Below are 18,738 nucleotides of genomic sequence, written 5' to 3' on the forward strand. Positions count from 1 at the left end.
GTTTGAAAATTATTAATTGATAGATTATTCTAATAAAGTACCCGATAAATCGAAATTAAAGTTTGTAACCGTTTTCAATGTCGATATATAGAAGGGGGAGGGGGATTTCACCATGTTGCAGGCATTAAAAGTTGGATTACTAATCGAACGCTCCAACCGAAAAAATATTGTTGCGTTACTCGCAGTAATCGTCATTGTGTTCGGATGTATGTTTTTTATTAAGGCGCAGTCAGTAGGGGATCAGCTCAATGAAAAAAGGGGCGATTACTATAGTTCTCGTGCTGTATTAGCCAAGTTCCAAGTTCAAGATGCCTCAAGGGACGGGGATGGCAGTGATTTATTTAAAAATCTGACCCAGCAGAAAAGTGCCGTCGCTTTACAGATCGCTTCATTAACTGTAGAAAACTATCCGATGTATTATGAGGCTTCCTATAGAATCGCTGAGCTGCGGCAACAAGCGTTTGATATGGATGAGTACGAAAAAGTGAAGGACTTGCTGCCGACCAAGTTTCAAAATTCAATGAATTACTTATATTTTAGAACGATGTACGAGTCGGGCAAAAATATGATTAGTGACATATCTCATTACATACCGTTTCTGATGTATTTCTTTAGTTTAATAGGAGTTGGCTGGTACATATTCATAAGTTTCTATACAAGTTTGATTTTACTGGATGATTTTGAGCATTCAAGTATGATTAAAGGCTACCCGGTTAGATTTGACCATTATGTGATATCTAAATGTATCATTGCCTTTTTGTATGTCATCGCGTTTATTGTGCTTATTTTTATCAGCGCGGCGCCGTTGTTATTCAACGGGTTGGGAGATAGTTCCGAAAAAGTGGCTGTTTATTTAGGGGAGCCGGCATTGATTTCAAGCGTGCAATATATTGTGTTATGTATTGTCTACATGCTCGTCATCTCGATATTTGTCATGCTGTTATCGATCATTTTAAATGTACTGCTGAAAAATATGTATTTGACATTGTTTGTGCATTTTATTTTATTCTTTTTACCTGTTATTTTCCCTTCGATTATAAGTGTGTTCCCGTACAATCCTTTCCATTTTATGAACTTCAATGAAATTTTAAATGGAATGCCGCTGGATTTAGTGCGTCCTGTGAATGTAACGATGAATATCGGATTGCTGATTATGAGTATTTGTATTTTAATCATGTTATTCGTCATTAAAACATTCTTCTCTACAGGAAAAATTAAAAGGGCCTAGGGGGGAAAGAGATGTACGGATATTTTAAATTTGAACTGAAACAGTTTTTTACGAATAAGAAAAACTTGGCGATCTATTTTCTGCTGGCATTTGCTGCGTTATTTTATGCGTTTAAGATCGCACCTGCCTATGAGCCCATTGAAAAGGTCGATCGGGAGGAAATAGAAGCCCGCTATTTAACCCGTCAGGAATTTATTGATGATTTAAACAAGAGGGATTTGTGGCAAGTACATCCGGTTACTGTTGATGCCTATCATCAGTTTTCTGCTATCAACCCGATGGATAAGGCAAGAATGGAAGCGCTCGATGCAAAAGACCTGAAAAAGTATGCGGAAGTAACAAGCCTCTGGTATTTTGAGATGAGCTATATGACTTTTTATAATGAGCACCTTTCCTTTAATGACCGTTATTATGTGGCTGACAGGGAATTTGCGAATAATGAAGGTGCTCTAAATGCAATGGATCAGCATTACCGGTACGGTGCTTTTAATGAGGCGAATTACGAGTTGTCGATTAGTGTGTTTGAACAGCGTACGGCATTGCAGACGTTTGAGCGACTTCTGAAAGGCCCGCTTCCTTTAATATTAATTATTTGTTCCTTATTACTGGCGATCGATATTGTGACGAAGGATCGTCGTCACCCTTCTGTGCTGAAAGGTTTTCCGATTGCCGATTGGAAGAAGCTGCTCGTGAAAACAGGTGTTGCTTTTATCGGCAGTATCACTTTATTTATTCCTTTACTTATTGGTTTTATAATCATCGGAACTCAATCAGGTTTCGGGTATCTAAAACTGCCATCTCCTGAGTATGTATTTGCTTTCATACCTTTGGAGAAGGAGAATTTAGCTAATATGATGACATTGGGCATGTTTTTGGGCCGGTCTTTATCACTCTTGATTTTGTGGTTCATCGTCATCATTAATGTTGTGGTTTTAAGCAGTGTACTGTTCCGACAAGAAATGGTGAACTTGGCGGCCGGACTATTCGTCATTTTTGGCGAAAAGTTTTATCTGAGCCGCGGTATCGGGTATTTTTGGGAAGTGGAAAAAGTACCGACAACTTATATCCATGTCGGAAAAGTGGTGTCCAGTTATCAGAACTACTATTTAGGAAGTGAGAATGTAGATTATCAATACGGCCTGCTGTTATTGACGCTAAGTGCGGTTGTTCTATTGGTGATTACGCTGCTCATTTCACTTATTAAACGTTTCAAACTTATAAAATAAAGGGGGGGACAATGAATGATTGCTATTGAAAATATTACCGTTCAGTTTGCTGATAAAAAAGTGCTGAACGATATTTCAATCAAGTTTGAACAAGGCGAGATGATCGGGCTGGTGGCGCCGAACGGGACCGGGAAATCTACTTTGATGAATGTCATAATGAACTATTTGCAGCCGACAAGCGGGAAAGTATCGTTTAACGGTAATCTAAGCTATTCTAGTAAATCAAATGAGGTGAAAATTCACGAGTTTGTGTCGATGATGCCGGATCAAAGCGATTTATATAACCATTTAAGCGGACGTGCCCATTTGAAAATGTTTGCAACGATGTGGAAGTCCGATCCGAAACTGATCGACGAAACAATTGAAGCGCTGAATATGGGCCATTATGTAAATAAAAAAACCGGTACTTATTCACTCGGCATGCGTCAGCGTCTATGTTTTGCGATGCAAATTGTAGCGAACACAGACATTATGATGATGGACGAAGTCATGAACGGGCTCGACCCGAATAATATTGAAGTCATTTCGAGGATTTTAATGAAGAAAAAGGCCGAGGGGAAAATGATCATCATCGCTTCGCACTTGCTCGATAATCTCGAAAAATATGCCGACAGGATTTTCCTGTTCAATGGGGGCAAACTGGTCGATACGAATGAAATTATCGAAGGATTCAGCCAGGCAAAAATCAAAACAGTACGGGTGAAAAATATGGAGGAGTCCGTAAAAGCATTGCTGAAGGAAAAATATCCGCTAATTGAGCAGCAAACACTCGTTACAGATATGACACTGCTGCATCTCCCAAGTTCGGAACCAATACTGTTAAGCGACCTGACTGAATTTCTCGTGGATAACAATGTAATGGATTTTGCATTCGGTAAGGTGACATTGAATGATTTATATGCCCTTTATTATCATGAAGTTGTATAAAGAAAACTAGCGAAAAACGCCATTCTTTTTTAGGAAATGGCGTTTTTAACGTATGAATAAGGGGATGATGTAGTATAGTAAAATCGAATTTGACTATTTCATCAATGCAATGGATGGTGCAGATGCAATGGTGGAGGGATTAGCCAGCCTTTTGCTTTATTTAGGCGCAATAACTTTGCCCCAAGTTGTGCCTTTGCTGTATGGAATTGACCATACATTAAACCGATATCTTCTCTGATCGTCATACCCATAGCCTGGCTGCATGCCACTAAACCGGCAGCGACATCTACAGATAATGCGGCACTAATTTCAGGGTCATTGAATCTAGCCCCTGGCGGGATATTTTCGATCCGTGCTTCAGGACGTTCCGGCGGTGCAGGGGGAAGTCCCACTCCATTTAATTTAAGAATTTTTTCTAATTGTTTAACTTCATCTCTTGCAAATTGTATAAAGTCTTCAATAATTTTTTTCAGTTCCTGGTCACCGGCATGATTATAAAATGTCTGATACCCGGCAATCATACTGTAACCTGTTGCCAAACTTGTCCAAATATTAAAAACTTCTCCGTAATGTAACGGTTCATCTTTTGGGTTACCCGTTAAAATTCCCATCATTACACTTCCTTTCTAAATTAGGTGAATTTCATGCAACGGTAGTATGAGCATTAAAATGGTTTTAATTCATACATAATTGAAAAACTTGATTCACCATTTGATGTGGAGAAATAAGCGAACGTAAAAAGCTCGGTTTTGACAACAAAAAAAAGACACTTGCTAAAATAGCAGGCGCCTAATTTAAATATCATTATTATGTATAAAAAGGTAAGTCAATCAGTAACGAATAGTGTTGAAGCAAACGGATTTACTTCAACTCGTTAATGGAGCTAATTTTAAAAATCAGTTAGCAGGTCCCTGAACTCTTTTGTAAATTTCTTTTTCAATAGCTTCTTTTGGCTTTTTAAGCGCGATTTCCAAGACATCAAAAATAATTGTTGAGAGTTGCTGTAAAATTTGTGAATCTTGTGATGTTATTTTTTTCTCATCTTTTTGTAATTCCAGATCTTTTCGCAGGAGCGTATTCATTAACTGGGCAGCTTCCAGATGATTATTCGAACTCAAAATTTCTGCGTGATTTCTTTGACGGTTTGTACTGCGGTCATTCCATTCACTTGGTTCATTCGAAAAACAATCCATAATTTCTACTGCTTCATCATAGCTTAATATTTTTTCGAGTTGTGAGTTTTTGCTCTCTACTGGATGATATAGCGTTACACCCGGTCTGATTTTTGATTGCATCACATAGTAAAGCATAGGTTCACCTGTGAAGTTCTGTTCTACAATACTTTCAATCTGGCAAATACCATGGGATTTATAGAACGTTAAGTCACCAATTTTATACATACATACGCCTCCGGAAAAAGTTATACATTCAATAATAAGGTAATTTATCATTTAAGTCAACTAAGTTGACTTAAATATCCGGTTAGTATCATGAACTTGAATTAATAGATTAGCTTTAGTATGATGCTTGAGACTATTTAAGAATAAGATGTTAGAAAAAAGGGGGAGAGGCAATGATTGACTTTATAGAATTATTGTATCGCCAACATAAACAGTTACGCCAAAAGGCAGAAATTATGTGGAACGAAAATAATGATCTTCATATAACGAGTTCGGAATGGTATGTTCTGAAAAACATATATGAAGGCTATGTAACGGTACCTGAATTAGTGAAACAGTTGGATATTTCGAAACAAGGGGTTCATAAATTTGTGACTTCCTTGCAAGAAAAAGAGTTAATTACAACCGAATTAATAAAAGGCTCCAAAGTTCAAAAGATGGCTCATTTAACCGAAAAGGGAATCGTTATTTTTAATGAAAGCAAAAAGATGGAGCTTGAAATAGAAAAGATGGTAAGGAACACGATCGGGGATAAAGAATATGAACTGCTGTTTAAAATGCTCAAAAAGCCGCTTCTGAAAATTTAAATCCGATAAAACAATTTCGAAATGAAGGCACAGAAAAACCGCACGAAAGTACATCTCCTTCATGCGGTTACTTCATTATATTTTAAATCTTATTCAAATGAACCTTCAATTACAATTTCGTTTAACGGACGTCGACCTGATGGGGTTTCACGTGCCTGCAGTTCGGGAGACAGCATTTCTTTGTCCCCTTTGTAGCCGATTGCGATTGCTAAATGCACATCAAACGTATCCGGAATGTTAAAAGCCTCTTTTGCCACATCTTTATAAATTCCGCTCATCGGATGTGTGATCAAACCTTCTTTAGCTGCCTGAAGTGACAGGAAGCCCCAAGCTGTTCCTGCATCAAACTCATGTGAGCCTTTTGTATTGTCGGAAACAACCAATACTAAAACAGGTGCCCGTTTTGCCCATACTAAGTTACCTTCCATTAAAACGGGATGGAACTTTGCCAAATCCGATTCTGTTTTTGCTACAATAAAACGCCAAGGCTGGTTGTTGCCTGCTGAAGGTGCCCATCGCGCTGCTTCAAATAGACGGTTTAATACATCTTCGGCAACAGGTGTGTCTGCAAAAGCACGTGGTGACCAACGATTTAAAAATACTTCGGAAATGTCGTGCTCTGCTGTTCGAAATTTTTTTGCTTGTAATACCATGAAAACATCCTCCTAGTTCTATGTAATACATGTCCTATATTAACCAACGCTAAAATATAATTGCAAACAAAATGCTTACAAAAAGTAAGTAAATGATTTTTAGTTATCTAATGTGCTGAAAGTATACGTCTGCACATAAATAATTGTTAAAGCAGATAAAGTTGAGTTTATAGTAGACAAATCCATTTTTTTGCTATATACTAAGGTCAATGAGATAGTTACAAGACATTAAATTCACCTATTACAAAAAGTATTTCGTGGTTTAGTTGGTACTTTTTGTAATATGTGAATTTTTTTCTTTTGGAAGAATTGCGATCTTATTAAATTTAATTAATTGGAGGTCATTTATTATGACACAAGGTACAGTAAAATGGTTTAACTCTGAAAAAGGTTTCGGTTTCATCGAAGTTGAAGGCGGTTCTGACGTATTCGCTCACTTCTCAGCTATTCAAGGTGACGGTTTCAAAACTCTTGAAGAAGGTCAAAAAGTTGAGTTTTCAGTAGAAGACGGTCAACGTGGACCACAAGCTACAAACATCGTAAAACTTTAATTTTAATGATGTAACCATATAAGAGGGATCCTTTCATTAGGATCCCTCTTTTTTTGAGTATTTTCAGACAAAAAATAGAGCAGTTCAAATTTATGGGGAGTAAATTTGAACTGCTCTTAATTTTGCTTATTTTTAAAGGCTTAGCCGACTAAGTTATGCTTAACTACTTCATAAGCTTGGCAAATATTTTTGTACGCATCTTTATGCTCTGCAATCATTTCAACTGCGATTTCATATAAGTCAGAAGAGTCTGTTGTAACTAAATCGTTTAGTACTGCAGCTTCCATTTTTTCTACATATGATAAAATTTCCGTATTCATCATTTTCATCTCCGCATCTGTTTTTTGTTACCTTTAATATACAGTAAACAGACGTCTGACTTCAAAGGGAATAGGTTAGAAAAAGGACATAATTTTTAAAGTTTGACGATAAAATGAACTCAACTGATTTTAGCTCTTTGAAAGCGTTTTTCTAATAATTGTCTAAATATTACATAAAAAACTGTTTCAAAAGAGTCCTTCTGAAACAGTTTTTTAGCATCCTTATAGGGTAACAACATCGGAAAATAGGGCATCAATACCAAGCGATTCGAGTTGCCGGGCTACTCTTGTATTATTTACTGTATAAGTTCTGACGGTCATTCCGTTCCTAATCGCTTGCTGAACAATGGAGCGCATCCCGTAGTAATAGGGGATATGGATCGCATCAGCACCAAGCATCTTTACATATTCCTCCAGGTTTACAATTAGCGATGAGAATAGCAGTGCAGTTTTCACATTTGGCATAATCTGCTGGAAACGCGTAATGCTTTCATGATTGAATGAAGAAATAATGACACGGTCCTCTAAGTTAAAGACATGAATCTCGTTGGCAATGAGCGCTTCAATGCCGGGATACTCAAAAATATCCGACTTAATCTCGATATTGATGTGGAAAGGGGTGGATTTAAAAATAGCCAAAGTTTCCGCTAATGTCGGTATTTTCTGACCTGCAAACTCCGGTGCGAACCATGAGCCATAATCGAATGCCCGCAGCTCTTCCAGTGTCATATCCTTCACATAGCCTTTACCTGTTGATGTACGGTCAATTGATTCATCATGAATAACGACTAACTGGTTGTCCTTTGTTAAATGGACATCAAATTCAACTCCCCAAATATCCATCTTTGCGGCTTCCTGAAAAGCGATCATCGTATTTTCGGGATAGTTGGCACTGTATCCACGGTGAGCGAGAATCTTCATTTCATTCACTTCTCCTATTTTTCGCAAGCAATCCCGTCTTTATCGCGGTCGCTTTTCACATTTAATTTGTAAAGCTCGGCTGAAACGAAAGGTTTATATTTTGTTTTGCCGCCTTTGTTCGTTGTTTTCGCGTCTTTCGCAACGCCGCCTTTGTAGACTTTATTTAAATCCGTACAATTTTTATAGGCAACTGCTTTTGTTTTTGTAGCCGCCTCTGCTTCTATTGCCGTAAACGAGAAACCGCTTATTAAAACAGCTCCCATTAATAAACCTGAAATATACTTTTTCATTTAAAAACCTCCATAAACAGTATTTTCCAGTATTTTACCATATAAAAAAGCGAATTCACAAGGGAGGTAGTGAATTCGCTTTGGACTAACCCATAATATTATAACCGCTGTCGATATAAATCGTTTCGCCTGTCACACCGCGGGATAGGTGGCTTAACATCACAATTGTCATGTCAGCTACTTCTTCCTGATTTGTGTTGCGTTTTAACGGAGATGTTTCTTCAATTTTATGCAGAATCTGATTGAAGCTTGGTACACCTTTTGCTGCCAATGTACGAATGGCACCGGCAGAAATGGCATTTACACGAATATTATCCGCACCGACATCGGCTGCCAAATAACGCATTGAAGCTTCGAGTGCTGCTTTCGCAACGCCCATTACATTGTAGCCGTCAAGAACGCGCTGTGCACCTAAATAAGACATCGTTACAATAGAACCGCCTTCTGTCATATAAGGTTTTGCCGCTTTTGTTACAGCGATCAGCGAATAGGCACTTGTATCTTGTGCAAAGGCATAGCCGTCGCGTGTTGTTTCGACGAATCGGTTGTGCAGGTCTTCGGCATGTGCGAAGGCAACCGAGTGGATAATGCCATGGATTACTTTAAATTGCTCACCGATTTGATTGAATGCTTTTTCGATGCTTTCATCGCTGTTAACATCACATTCTATAACCGTTGCATTGTGCTCTTCGTAATTTGTTAAAAGCTTTTCGATTTTTCCTTTTGAACGTTCTTTACGATATGTGAAAATTACATTTGCTCCAACATCAAATAGTCGTTTTGCGATGCCCCAAGCAATACTGCGCTCATTGGCAACACCCATAACGACAATATTTTTCCCTTTTAATTGCAATAAATCCATAACGACACCCCTAAAATGATTAGTTAATATTAGTACCTACTACTAATATTAACTATAACATCTCGATTATAGATGCGCAATGAAAAAAGAGCAAAATAAAAAACGACCCTTTAAAAGGAATCGTTTCGTATTTTTGTATACTATTCGAATTTTAATGAGTCGCCGTCAAATGTTTCATCTGCAACTTTAATAGAGTCTGTTGGACAGCCTTCAAATGCATCCTGCATATCTTCTAGTAGATCTTCTGGAACTTCAGCAGTACCCATGTTATCATCTAAAATAACGAAAGCGATTCCTTCATCATCATAATCATAAATATCCGGTGCAGCAGCGCCACAAGCGCCACATGCGATACAAGTATCTTTATCTACGATAGTATATTTTGGCATTGTTACCTCTCCTTTATCCGTTCGTTTCCATAAAGCTCTTACTTATTCTAATGGTGTTTTCGGCACTTTTCAACCTAATACTACGAAAATGAGGGATTTGATATGCTAATCCGACAAATTCTTTTAAAAATTTTACATACTTTTCAACAGGAACGCACTGTTTCCGCCGCCTATCATTTATTGAAAGGGAAGCGGTCAGGGCAGACAATACATGATGTGGGTCTCTTTAATTTATATTCCTACTTTGGGCTGCTCCCAAAACTGACTCGTCATAAATTTGATGAGCAAATAGATCTCTTGTTTGCCAAGAATATTATTATAATAGAGGAAAACGGTTTTTATACAATGACCGAACAAGGAAAACAACTTGCCTCACAACCTGTGCCTCTATCTTTTGACGGCTGGCATTACCGTGGCAATGAGCATATGTTTTTCGGCAGGCTTTCACTTATTATTCAAAGTCTGTCACATCACCTCCATCATAAAAAAGCATTTATTCCGATTGAAAAAAACGAACAGACACAGCAATGGGTACGTCAATTTTTAGTGCGTCACCATTATCAGAACGGTTTGCTGCAACAGGCGATTTACACCGAAATCACGGCAAGTTTATCTGAACTTTCAATTGAAGAAAACATGAAAGATATACTTATGTATCGATTAACCGGCTATAATGAACCTGGATTTACGTGGCAGCAGCTGGCATTCGGCTATAATATGCAGGAAATGGATGTTCAACTGCATTACATAAGTGCATTGCATACTTGGCTGAACGAATTGTACCGTGAAAAATTAAAATACCCGATATTAAATGAAATTATGCAGAACATACGTGTGGAAGTAGTGCTGACTGCTTCGGCAAACGCAACCGCACAGTTATACAGGGCAGGAAGAACATTGGAAGAAATCAGTCATATCCGTCGATTAAAAATGAGTACGATTGAAGATCATATTGTCGAACTTGCGATGAATGAACCGAACTTTTCCATCGATCCATTTGTAACAAGTGAAGAACAGCGACAAATTTTGGATGCAGTTGTAGACTATGATACGAAACGATTAAAAACATTGAAGGAGCTAATGCCGCAGCTAAGCTATTTCCAACTTCGGCTAACATTGGCGAAAGGAGCGACACCGACATGAATCTACAAAGTGCCTTAAAGCAATATTTCGGCTATGATGCATTCCGGCCGGGACAAGAAGAAATCATTAATAATATTATGGCCGGCAAAGATGTTGTGGCCATTTTACCGACCGGCATGGGGAAATCCCTTTGTTACCAGCTGCCGGGCTATTTATTTCAAAAACCGGTTCTTATTGTGTCGCCGCTTCTATCGCTCATGCAAGACCAGGTCGATCAGTTAAAGCAAATGGGGGAAAAACGGGTTGTGGCATTGAATTCCTTTTTAACCCCAGATCAGAAAAGATATGCCCTTCACTATTTGGAAGAGTACCGGTTTATTTTCGTATCACCGGAAATGCTGTTGCAGCCGCAAGTAAAGGCGAGAATTCAGGGGATGGAACTTTCCTTAATTGTTGCGGATGAAGCACATTGTATTTCACAGTGGGGATTCGATTTTCGTCCGGACTATTTACGGATCGGCGAAATATTATCGGAATCGCAGCGTCCGCCTATCCTTGCGTTATCAGCGACAGCAACAGATACGGTTTTGGCGGATATTCAATCCTATTTAAAAATGAATTCACCTTTTTGCTATATGCACGCTGTAAACAGGGAAAATATTCATTTAGTGAAAAAACTGTTCTCAGAACGTGATGAAAAGCTTGAATGGATAATTGAACATGTTAAAAATACAGAAGGCCCGGGCATCATTTATACACAATCGCGCTCAAAAGCAGAGTCAATCAGTTTGCAGCTTCTACAGCAAAATATTTCGGCGGCCGCTTATCATGCCGGGAAGGAAGCACAGGACCGCCAATTTATACAGCAGCAATTTTTGGCAGGTCAGCTTGAATGGATTGTTGCGACAAATGCATTTGGTATGGGTGTCCATAAAGAGAACGTCCGACAAGTCATTCATGAAACAATGCCTGCAACGTTGTCGAATTATATGCAGGAAATTGGACGGGCAGGTCGCGATGGCAAAAAAGCAGTTGCCTTTTTACTATATTGTGATGGTGATGAGCAATTTGCAAAATTTATCTCGTCAGAAGATTTGCCGAAAAACATACATGTGGACCGCTTCACGGAAGTGATGGCTGCCGGGGCACAGCCACAGTCATTACTTGCAAACGGAGAAATGTCGGAGGTGGTTTTCCGGGTGTTAAGTTATTGGCTGGCACGCGAATCGGCCGATGAAGTAAAGAGCCGGATGCTGAATTTACAGATTAAGAAATTTGAAGAAGTGCAGCTTGTTTTAAAGCTTATAGAAGGTACAGAATGTATGAGGAAGCAAGTCGTTCAGTACTTTGGTCAGCAGTTAACGAAGCAGAAGGAGAATTGCTGTTCCAATTGTGGAATCAAACTGACTGAACTAATAGAAGAGAGAGATACTTCAAAAACTATGATTAAAATGACAAATTGGCAACATCGCCTCAAGAAAATATTGTTAATAAACTCTTAATCTACTATCGAACCGTTTACTTTTATGTAGAAATTGGTCATAATAAAGTTATAATTTTTAGTAGTTGGAGGGGTGCAGGCCATGACAAAAGAAGATTACCGGGAAAAGGTAGAGGAGCATCGTCAAGAGATTGACCTACATAACGAGTCAGGTACAAAAATGTCACGTGTTAGCCGACATCGAAAGAAAAACGGAAAAAAACAAACAAATCCAATTATGACGGTGTTAACAGTTGTCTTAATTTTTATTCCATTAGTTATTCTAGCTTATGTATGGTTAATCTATGAGCCGAACACATCTGCCAGTGAAAACGTAAATGTGGATAAGAAGGATGACTTAGTAGTGGAGATTCAAAAACAGGATCCGAAAACACAACCAGCTGCTACTGACGAAGACGAAGAAAAAGAAGAAACAAATGCTGACAATACGGCCGAAGTGGATGAGGCTAAAGCTAAAGCAGAAAAAGAAAAATTAGCGGCTGAAGAAGCGAAAAAAGCGGAAGCGCGAATCGCCAAAGAAAAAGCGGAAAAAGAAGCTGCGGAAATAAAAAAGGCGGAAGAAGCCCAGAAGATAGCAGCGGCTAAAGCGAAAGAGCAGGAAGCGAAGAAAAAAGCTGCTCAGGAAGCGGCTAAAGCACAGCAAAAAACACATACTGTACAATCGACTGACAATTTATACCGCATTGCATTAAAGTACTACGGTAATGGTGGTCCTGAATATGTTAATAAAATAAAAGCTGCCAATAATTTATCATCCGACAGTATTGCAACAGGGCAAGTATTGGTAATTGTTCCATAATTTTTTCTATTTTGTATAACGACTAGTAAAAAGACGAACCGTTCCGGCTCTCGTCTTTTTCTTTATGAAAGAAATTTGTTATTTTAGAAACTTAGTAAATACTAGGTTAGATTAATGGTTATCAAAACATTAATCGGGCTATTGTATAATTAGTCTTTTTTGAATTGGGGGACCGTGTATGGTCATAATAAGTATTATCGGAATCGCCTGTATTTCAGTGCTTCTCTATATGTACAAAGAAGCACATGAAAATAATATCCGGTCACATGAAGTGAAAGCGAATGGCGAGAATGAAACAATCCGTCTGTATTTTATATCGGATACACATGCGCGGAAAATTAATGAGTCGATGATTGATTCGATTGATCAGAATATAGAGGCTGTTCTCATAGGGGGAGATTTTGTTGATCGTCGGACTTCCGAAGAAACAGTTCTGCATAATATACGCATGCTCAAAAAACTGGGCCCTACCTATTTTATATGGGGGAACAATGATATCGAATTTGGGGATCAAAAACTGCGGAATCTGCTGGAAGAACATCAAATTCATATTATAGAGAATAGGTCGATCAGGCTCAAAAGCAAAAATAATTTGTCTGTGAGCGCGGTTTCATATCGTCCGGGAGAACAGAATATCCAGCGTGCACTCGGGCAATGTGAAGAAAAGAATACAATTTTCATTGCGCATAATCCGGAGTTATTCGGCAAAGTACATAGGCAGTTTCAGCCGCTGCTCAGTATTGGGGCACATCTACATGGCGGGCAAATCCGCCTCGGGAAATTTGGATTACAGCCACACGGATATTTTAAAAAAATCAAAAACCGCTATGAACTTGTCAGTAACGGATATGGTACGACACTTGTCCCGTTGCGACTCTGCGCCAAGCCGGAAAGTCATCTTATTACAATTAAATTTGAACAAGGTGAATTGAATTGAGGAAATAAGGTTTACAGGAATTGGAATAAGGAGATGTTAGTATGCAAAAGGTAGAAGCGATCATTGTTGGTGGAGGTCCTTGTGGATTAGCTGCAGCGATTGAACTACAAAATATCGGATTGTCGCCGGTCATTATCGAAAAAGGTAATATTGTCAATGCGATTTACAATTATCCGACACATCAGACTTTTTTTAGTACGAGTGAAAAGCTGGCAATCGGTGATGTGCCATTCATTATTGAACAACGAAAACCGAAACGCAATCAGGCGCTTGTCTATTATCGCGAAGTAGTGAAGGCAAAAAACCTTCAAGTCAATCGTTTTGAAACAGTGAAAAGTGTTAAAAAAACGGATGGTTTGTTTCATGTGCAAACTGATAAAGACAGCTATGAAACACCATATGTAGTCATTGCAACAGGCTATTACGATCATCCGAACTATTTGAATATACCAGGGGAAAGTCTGCCGAAAGTGCATCATTATTTTAAAGAGGGACACCCGTTCTTCGATTTGAAAGTGCTTGTAATCGGCGGTAAAAACTCTGCAATCGATGCAGCATTGGAGCTTAATAAAGCAGGTGCCCATGTGACGGTCATCTATCGGGGCAATGATTATTCTCCGAGCATCAAGCCGTGGGTATTGCCGGAATTTTTAGGTCTTGTCAGAGAAGGCGAAATTACAATGCATTTCAATACAGAAATAAAAGAAATCAAAGAAAGCGAAGTTATTGTCGAAATCGAAGGTCAACAAAAAACAATCGCCAATGATGTCGTATTTGCAATGACCGGTTATCACCCTGATCATCGCTTCATCCGTGAAATGGGTGTTGAGATTGATGAACAAACAGGAAGACCGACATTCGATCCCGATACAATGGAAACAAATGTAGAAAACTTATTTATTGCCGGTGTCATTGCGGCAGGAAATAATGCAAATGAAATCTTTATAGAAAACGGCCGCTTTCATGGGAATATGATCGCTCAAAAAATTGCTCGTCAAACTACATAAGGGGTGAATATGGTGAAGAAAAAAGTAGTGCTGATTACAACGGGTGGAACGATTGCAAGTACACGAAATAAGAAAAACAAATTGGAGTCCGGCAAGCTGGATGGACAGGCCATTTTGTCGATGTGCCAGCTTGAAAATGAGATGGATATCGAACTGATTGATCTCTATCAGATTCCTTCAATGCATATGACATTTGAAAATTTAAATTTATTGAATCAAACGGTCAAAAATGTCTTTGAAGATCCGACGGTGAGCGGGATTGTCATTACACATGGTACAGACAGTTTGGAGGAGACGGCCTACTTTTTGGAACTGACAATACATGACGAACGTCCGGTTATTGTAACCGGTTCGCAAAAATCACCTGGTGATATTGGGACGGATGTATATTCCAATCTGCGTAACTCCTTGTTGGTCGCTTCCGATGAAGAGGCAAAAAATATCGGGGTGTGCGTTGTCTTTAATGAAAAAATCATCCATTCCAAATACGTGAAAAAAATGCACTCTTCAAGCATTAACGGTTTTGGTTCAATTGGTTACGGAATGCTTGGCTTCATCGATAATGATGAGGTCATCATTTACCAGAAGCCGACACATAGAGAAGTATATGAAATAAAAGAAAGCTATCCTGCAGTTGAAATTGTGTTTGCCTATTTAGGAGCAAGTTCCGTTATTCTGGATGCTCTCTACGAAGCAAATGTTGAAGGTGTGGTGCTGGTCGGTGCAGGCCGAGGTCAGGTTGCCCCGAAAATGATGGGCGCGATTGAAAAGCTTTGTCAAAAAGGAACGAAAGTCGTATTAACGACATCGACCGAAGAAGGACGAGTTTTCCCGACATACGATTATTACAGCAGCGCGAATTACTTGAAAGATACCGGTGTCATTATGGGCGGGGACTTTGATCCGAAGAAAGCACGCCTGAAGCTCCTGTTGATGATAGCGAACGGCAATACGGATTTTGAAACATTTATGCATTAAATATAAAAACTCGGCGGATAATTAGCCGAGTTTTTATATTTTCTAGACAAATATTGGGTATGCTGCACTGTTGTGAAAAAAATAGTGCTATACTAATTAAGAGTCGAGAATCGAAAGGAGCCGGCATGATGTTTATACTTTTATCAGCAGCGATTGCGCCGGGTTTAGCCCTTTTAAGCTACTTTTATTTACGCAATGAGATGGATACCGAACCACGGCGTACACTAATGCATTCTTTCATATATGGTGGGGTTATAACATTCCCCGTTTTATTTATACAATTTGTCATCAAAGAAGAACAGACATTTTCGAATCCTTTCTTTATCAATGCAGTATTTACCAGTTCATTAGAAGAATTCGTAAAATGGCTCATTATTTTGGCCGTAATTTTACGTCATATCGAGTTTGACGATCCTTATGACGGTATTTTGTATGGTGCAGCTGTTTCTTTAGGATTTGCAACGGTGGAAAACGTCCTCTATTTATTATCTTTCGGAATTGATCACGCGTTCATGCGTGCGTTATTACCGGTATCGAGTCATGCGCTGTTCGGTGTAGTAATGGGTTACTATTACGGAAAAGGGAAGTTTTCAAGTGATGAAATACAGAAGAAATACATTGCGCTTGCCCTCTTTGCCCCTGTAGGTCTTCATATTATGTATAATTCAATTATAATGCTAGAAGAATACTTTTTGTATGTGATGCTTCCGTTTATGCTGTTTTTATGGACGTTTGCATTACGCAAAGTCAAACAGGCACACGAACACCTGATAGAACATCTATCCCGCAGTAATCATTTATAAAGGTTTGCTACAAATATTATTGTAGCAAACCTTTTTTCTATGTAAAAACGAATTAGCAAGCTCAAAATAAGTGATGAAAATATTCTCTATGTACAGAAAAAAGCAATTTTACAATGTATAAACTTTTCAATTATCTCCATCCTACTGAAAAAGGAGTGGAAATGTCAGTGAAAAAAATCGTCTTGTTCGTAATCATTATATCAAGTAGTTTTGTGAGTCATACATTTGCATTTTCAGGTCAGGATGTGCAACGAGGTGCATTTGGTGACGATGTAATTGAGTTACAGGCACGACTACAATATTTAAGCTTCTATAATGGAGAAATTGACGGGAAATTTGGTTACGGAACGTATTGGGCGCTTCGTAATTTCCAGGAGCAGTACGGGCTTCCTGTAGACGGGATTGCCGGAAGAGCGACGAAGGAAAAGCTCGTGAATAATACGGATTTCGATAAAGCATGGGTTCATAAACAGATCAATGAAGGCAACAGCTTCACGTATTATGGCGGAGTCGCATTGGAAAAACAGGTGAAAAAAGGCGGGAATGGCGGTAAAAGCGCAAATACTACAACCTCCATGCAGCTTCCGCCAGGCTACACAGAGCAGGACTTGCAAATTTTAGCGAATGCCGTATACGGGGAAGCACGAGGAGAACCGTATGAAGGACAGGTTGCTGTTGCTGCCGTAATTTTGAACCGTCTGGAGTCCCCGGAATTTCCGGATACGATTTCGGAAATTATTTTCCAACCGTTAGCTTTCACAGCTGTCGCGGACGGCCAGATTTGGCTTACTCCAAATGAACGTGCCAAACAGGCTGTGCTGGATGCGATAAACGGCTGGGACCCATCCGAGAATGCTTTGTATTACTTTAATCCTGTTACAGCGACAAGTAAATGGATTTGGTCTAGACCTCAAATCAAACAAATTGGTGAGCATATTTTCTGCTTATAAGCGGGGGTAAAACATGAAAAAATTTGCATATTTATTAGGTTTATTTGTTGTCATATTAGCCTTTGTTTCCTTTGATCTATTTACACAAAATAAGGATTTGGAGCGAGCTGTTTATGCTACCCAATCAAGGGATCTTTCGGCAGCGACTGAAAAATTGTCGATGCTGCATACAACGGTGGAACAATCATTGCTATTTCAGGACGAAAAAGCTTTAAATAATGAATTGGATTCCATCTGGCGGATGAGCAGTGATTTAAGAAAAACGGTCGCGAATTTGCCGATTCAGGCTGAAGTACAAAATGAATGGATGCGTTATTTAGGAAAAATCGGCGATAATGCCAAACAAGCGGCCGTTACAGGAGACTACGAAAATTGGCGCAATAAAATGAAGACGGTTGCTTCCAATTTACATGCATTTGCAGAGGAATGGAATGTTGCGACAGTCGCATTTTATGAAAACGATGGAGATTTAAGAAAATGGTCAACGAATCATACGACCAATCTTAAAGACTCGCCATTTATGAACGTATCCAAACAATTAAAAACATATAACGAAACGGATTTTCCGTTAACGGCGAGTGAATCGGACTATGAAAAAAAGCGGGAATTACAACATTTAAAGGATAAAAAAATCACGAAAAGCGAAGCCATTAAAAAATTCAAGAAATTTTTCCCGAATATTGACGATTCAATTGTGACGGTGACAAAAAGCAGTGATGATGCACCATATCCGTTTTACCATATTCAATTTATCCACGGCTCCAAAATCGGCTACGCCGACATAACAGAAAATGGCGGCCACCTTCTTTCCTTCCTGCTCGAACGGCCGGTTAAAAAGGATGCTCGTTCACATGAAGAAATTCTGAATACGGCCAAAACCTTTATGAATGATGTCGGATACACGGATGTGAAGCTATCCGAATCACGTGAAAACCATGAAGCGTGGCATCTTGTATTTACAAGAGTGTATGGCGAAGATGAGGCTTTAATTTACCCGGATAGTATTCAAGTGAAAATTGCGAAGGATAACGCTGAAATTTTGGGTGTCAACGCAATGGAATATATTCAGGAAGAAAAAATTAAAGAGCAAAGCGAAGTGCCGATAGACTGGGATAAATTTTTTGCAGATCATGTAGGTGTAGAACAAGTGCAAAAAATTTATACGGGCAATGGCAATCTGGAACTTCGAAAATGCTATGAAGTTATAGCAAGGCTCGACAACAAGGCACAGGATACTTATCGTGTTGTCATCGATGCGGAAACACATGAAGTAATTAAAAACGAAAAAGTGTTCTAGAGCCATGTAGAAGCCATGTAGAAGGGGCT

At 38.9% G+C, this 18,738-nt stretch carries 22 protein-coding genes; 14 read left to right on the plus strand and 8 right to left on the minus strand.

Annotation, left to right across the window (positions count from 1 at the left end; all coding sequences use genetic code 11):
* Positions 1-112 precede the first annotated feature (112 nt).
* The 3 genes from MKX73_RS13235 to MKX73_RS13245 are packed head-to-tail and all read left to right on the plus strand — an operon-like array spanning position 113 to position 3,381.
* Positions 113-1,228: an ABC transporter gene (locus MKX73_RS13235; protein ID WP_340717843.1), complete on the plus strand. Its 1,116-nt coding sequence runs from the start codon at positions 113-115 to the stop codon at positions 1,226-1,228.
* An 11-nt stretch (positions 1,229-1,239) separates the two neighbouring features.
* Entirely contained in the window at positions 1,240-2,454 is a 1,215-nt protein-coding gene (locus MKX73_RS13240; RefSeq protein WP_340717844.1) for an ABC transporter permease, read from the plus strand.
* A gap of 15 nt (positions 2,455-2,469) precedes the next feature.
* Positions 2,470-3,381 carry an ABC transporter ATP-binding protein gene (locus tag MKX73_RS13245; RefSeq protein WP_340717845.1) on the plus strand — a complete coding sequence of 304 codons (912 nt, stop codon included), beginning with the start codon at positions 2,470-2,472 and terminating at the stop codon, positions 3,379-3,381.
* A 101-nt stretch (positions 3,382-3,482) separates the two neighbouring features.
* Here the strand turns inward: MKX73_RS13245 and MKX73_RS13250 are convergent, their stop codons facing one another.
* Positions 3,483-3,992: a DUF3231 family protein gene (locus tag MKX73_RS13250; protein ID WP_340718899.1), complete on the minus strand. Its 510-nt coding sequence runs from the start codon at positions 3,990-3,992 to the stop codon at positions 3,483-3,485.
* Positions 3,993-4,277: 285 nt separating this feature from the next.
* The gene (locus MKX73_RS13255; protein WP_340717846.1) at positions 4,278-4,781 is read right to left on the minus strand and encodes a CarD family transcriptional regulator; all 504 of its coding nucleotides are present in this window, start codon (positions 4,779-4,781) and stop codon (positions 4,278-4,280) included.
* Between the two features lie 173 nt (positions 4,782-4,954).
* Between MKX73_RS13255 and MKX73_RS13260 the strand changes: the two genes are divergently transcribed.
* Entirely contained in the window at positions 4,955-5,368 is a 414-nt protein-coding gene (locus tag MKX73_RS13260) for a MarR family winged helix-turn-helix transcriptional regulator (protein ID WP_340717847.1), read from the plus strand.
* 89 nt (positions 5,369-5,457) lie between these two features.
* On the opposite strand, the gene MKX73_RS13265 is transcribed toward MKX73_RS13260, so the two are convergent.
* Complete coding sequence (locus MKX73_RS13265; protein ID WP_340717848.1) at positions 5,458-6,021, minus strand: nitroreductase family protein; 564 nt, start codon at positions 6,019-6,021, stop codon at positions 5,458-5,460.
* Between the two features lie 350 nt (positions 6,022-6,371).
* Between MKX73_RS13265 and MKX73_RS13270 the strand changes: the two genes are divergently transcribed.
* A complete protein-coding gene (locus tag MKX73_RS13270; protein WP_008404960.1) occupies positions 6,372-6,572 on the plus strand; it encodes a cold-shock protein in 201 nt (66 codons plus the stop codon).
* Between the two features lie 140 nt (positions 6,573-6,712).
* Here the strand turns inward: MKX73_RS13270 and MKX73_RS13275 are convergent, their stop codons facing one another.
* The 5 genes from MKX73_RS13275 to MKX73_RS13295 all read right to left on the minus strand — a co-directional run bounded on the left by MKX73_RS13275 (position 6,713) and on the right by MKX73_RS13295 (position 9,354).
* Positions 6,713-6,895, minus strand: coding sequence for a hypothetical protein (locus MKX73_RS13275; RefSeq protein WP_254865311.1), 183 nt, complete (start codon positions 6,893-6,895; stop codon positions 6,713-6,715).
* A gap of 219 nt (positions 6,896-7,114) precedes the next feature.
* Positions 7,115-7,813 (minus strand): glycerophosphodiester phosphodiesterase, encoded by a 699-nt coding sequence (locus MKX73_RS13280; RefSeq protein ID WP_340717849.1) that lies wholly within the window; start codon positions 7,811-7,813, stop codon positions 7,115-7,117.
* Between the two features lie 14 nt (positions 7,814-7,827).
* Positions 7,828-8,103: an excalibur calcium-binding domain-containing protein gene (locus MKX73_RS13285; RefSeq protein WP_340717850.1), complete on the minus strand. Its 276-nt coding sequence runs from the start codon at positions 8,101-8,103 to the stop codon at positions 7,828-7,830.
* A gap of 85 nt (positions 8,104-8,188) precedes the next feature.
* Entirely contained in the window at positions 8,189-8,965 is a 777-nt protein-coding gene (locus MKX73_RS13290) for an enoyl-ACP reductase FabI (RefSeq protein ID WP_079525816.1), read from the minus strand.
* A gap of 140 nt (positions 8,966-9,105) precedes the next feature.
* Positions 9,106-9,354 (minus strand): ferredoxin, encoded by a 249-nt coding sequence (locus MKX73_RS13295; protein WP_008404945.1) that lies wholly within the window; start codon positions 9,352-9,354, stop codon positions 9,106-9,108.
* A gap of 102 nt (positions 9,355-9,456) precedes the next feature.
* On the opposite strand from MKX73_RS13295, the gene MKX73_RS13300 reads away from it, so the two are divergent.
* The 9 genes from MKX73_RS13300 to MKX73_RS13340 all read left to right on the plus strand — a co-directional run bounded on the left by MKX73_RS13300 (position 9,457) and on the right by MKX73_RS13340 (position 18,709).
* The gene (locus MKX73_RS13300) at positions 9,457-10,497 is read left to right on the plus strand and encodes a helix-turn-helix domain-containing protein (protein ID WP_340717851.1); all 1,041 of its coding nucleotides are present in this window, start codon (positions 9,457-9,459) and stop codon (positions 10,495-10,497) included.
* Positions 10,494-11,939 carry a RecQ family ATP-dependent DNA helicase gene (locus tag MKX73_RS13305; protein ID WP_340717852.1) on the plus strand — a complete coding sequence of 482 codons (1,446 nt, stop codon included), beginning with the start codon at positions 10,494-10,496 and terminating at the stop codon, positions 11,937-11,939. The genes MKX73_RS13300 and MKX73_RS13305 overlap by 4 nt, the downstream gene beginning before the upstream one ends.
* An 81-nt stretch (positions 11,940-12,020) precedes the next feature.
* Entirely contained in the window at positions 12,021-12,737 is a 717-nt protein-coding gene (locus MKX73_RS13310; RefSeq protein WP_340717853.1) for a LysM peptidoglycan-binding domain-containing protein, read from the plus strand.
* A gap of 178 nt (positions 12,738-12,915) precedes the next feature.
* A complete protein-coding gene (locus tag MKX73_RS13315) occupies positions 12,916-13,674 on the plus strand; it encodes a metallophosphoesterase (RefSeq protein ID WP_340717854.1) in 759 nt (252 codons plus the stop codon).
* A gap of 41 nt (positions 13,675-13,715) precedes the next feature.
* On the plus strand, positions 13,716-14,681 hold the full coding sequence (locus tag MKX73_RS13320; protein WP_340717855.1) for a YpdA family putative bacillithiol disulfide reductase: 966 nt from the start codon (positions 13,716-13,718) through the stop codon (positions 14,679-14,681).
* A 12-nt stretch (positions 14,682-14,693) separates the two neighbouring features.
* Positions 14,694-15,659 (plus strand): asparaginase, encoded by a 966-nt coding sequence (locus MKX73_RS13325; RefSeq protein WP_340718900.1) that lies wholly within the window; start codon positions 14,694-14,696, stop codon positions 15,657-15,659.
* Between the two features lie 128 nt (positions 15,660-15,787).
* Positions 15,788-16,462: a glutamic-type intramembrane protease PrsW gene (gene prsW / locus MKX73_RS13330; protein ID WP_340718901.1), complete on the plus strand. Its 675-nt coding sequence runs from the start codon at positions 15,788-15,790 to the stop codon at positions 16,460-16,462.
* Positions 16,463-16,623: 161 nt separating this feature from the next.
* Positions 16,624-17,412: a spore cortex-lytic enzyme gene (gene sleB / locus MKX73_RS13335; protein ID WP_340717856.1), complete on the plus strand. Its 789-nt coding sequence runs from the start codon at positions 16,624-16,626 to the stop codon at positions 17,410-17,412.
* 13 nt (positions 17,413-17,425) lie between these two features.
* Positions 17,426-18,709: a PepSY1/2 domain-containing protein gene (locus tag MKX73_RS13340; protein WP_340717857.1), complete on the plus strand. Its 1,284-nt coding sequence runs from the start codon at positions 17,426-17,428 to the stop codon at positions 18,707-18,709.
* Positions 18,710-18,738: the final 29 nt, after the last annotated feature.

The sequence above is a fragment of the Solibacillus sp. FSL W7-1436 genome, from assembly GCF_038007305.1.
GTDB lineage: Bacteria > Bacillota > Bacilli > Bacillales_A > Planococcaceae > Solibacillus.

Bases quoted from the DNA above. Each gene is read 5' to 3' on its own strand.
- sleB (WP_340717856.1), top strand. From the start codon at position 16,624: ATGTCAGTGAAAAAAATCGTCTTGTTCGTAATCATTATATCAAGTAGT.
- MKX73_RS13270 (WP_008404960.1), top strand. From the start codon at position 6,372: ATGACACAAGGTACAGTAAAATGGTTTAACTCTGAAAAAGGTTTCGGT.
- MKX73_RS13310 (WP_340717853.1), top strand. From the start codon at position 12,021: ATGACAAAAGAAGATTACCGGGAAAAGGTAGAGGAGCATCGTCAAGAG.
- MKX73_RS13235 (WP_340717843.1), top strand. From the start codon at position 113: ATGTTGCAGGCATTAAAAGTTGGATTACTAATCGAACGCTCCAACCGA.
- MKX73_RS13265 (WP_340717848.1), bottom strand. From the start codon at position 6,021: ATGGTATTACAAGCAAAAAAATTTCGAACAGCAGAGCACGACATTTCC.
- MKX73_RS13295 (WP_008404945.1), bottom strand. From the start codon at position 9,354: ATGCCAAAATATACTATCGTAGATAAAGATACTTGTATCGCATGTGGC.
- MKX73_RS13260 (WP_340717847.1), top strand. From the start codon at position 4,955: ATGATTGACTTTATAGAATTATTGTATCGCCAACATAAACAGTTACGC.
- MKX73_RS13280 (WP_340717849.1), bottom strand. From the start codon at position 7,813: ATGAAGATTCTCGCTCACCGTGGATACAGTGCCAACTATCCCGAAAAT.
- MKX73_RS13275 (WP_254865311.1), bottom strand. From the start codon at position 6,895: ATGATGAATACGGAAATTTTATCATATGTAGAAAAAATGGAAGCTGCA.
- MKX73_RS13315 (WP_340717854.1), top strand. From the start codon at position 12,916: ATGGTCATAATAAGTATTATCGGAATCGCCTGTATTTCAGTGCTTCTC.
- prsW (WP_340718901.1), top strand. From the start codon at position 15,788: ATGTTTATACTTTTATCAGCAGCGATTGCGCCGGGTTTAGCCCTTTTA.
- MKX73_RS13320 (WP_340717855.1), top strand. From the start codon at position 13,716: ATGCAAAAGGTAGAAGCGATCATTGTTGGTGGAGGTCCTTGTGGATTA.
- MKX73_RS13305 (WP_340717852.1), top strand. From the start codon at position 10,494: ATGAATCTACAAAGTGCCTTAAAGCAATATTTCGGCTATGATGCATTC.
- MKX73_RS13240 (WP_340717844.1), top strand. From the start codon at position 1,240: ATGTACGGATATTTTAAATTTGAACTGAAACAGTTTTTTACGAATAAG.
- MKX73_RS13255 (WP_340717846.1), bottom strand. From the start codon at position 4,781: ATGTATAAAATTGGTGACTTAACGTTCTATAAATCCCATGGTATTTGC.
- MKX73_RS13250 (WP_340718899.1), bottom strand. From the start codon at position 3,992: ATGGGAATTTTAACGGGTAACCCAAAAGATGAACCGTTACATTACGGA.
- MKX73_RS13290 (WP_079525816.1), bottom strand. From the start codon at position 8,965: ATGGATTTATTGCAATTAAAAGGGAAAAATATTGTCGTTATGGGTGTT.
- MKX73_RS13285 (WP_340717850.1), bottom strand. From the start codon at position 8,103: ATGAAAAAGTATATTTCAGGTTTATTAATGGGAGCTGTTTTAATAAGC.
- MKX73_RS13340 (WP_340717857.1), top strand. From the start codon at position 17,426: ATGAAAAAATTTGCATATTTATTAGGTTTATTTGTTGTCATATTAGCC.
- MKX73_RS13245 (WP_340717845.1), top strand. From the start codon at position 2,470: ATGATTGCTATTGAAAATATTACCGTTCAGTTTGCTGATAAAAAAGTG.
- MKX73_RS13300 (WP_340717851.1), top strand. From the start codon at position 9,457: ATGCTAATCCGACAAATTCTTTTAAAAATTTTACATACTTTTCAACAG.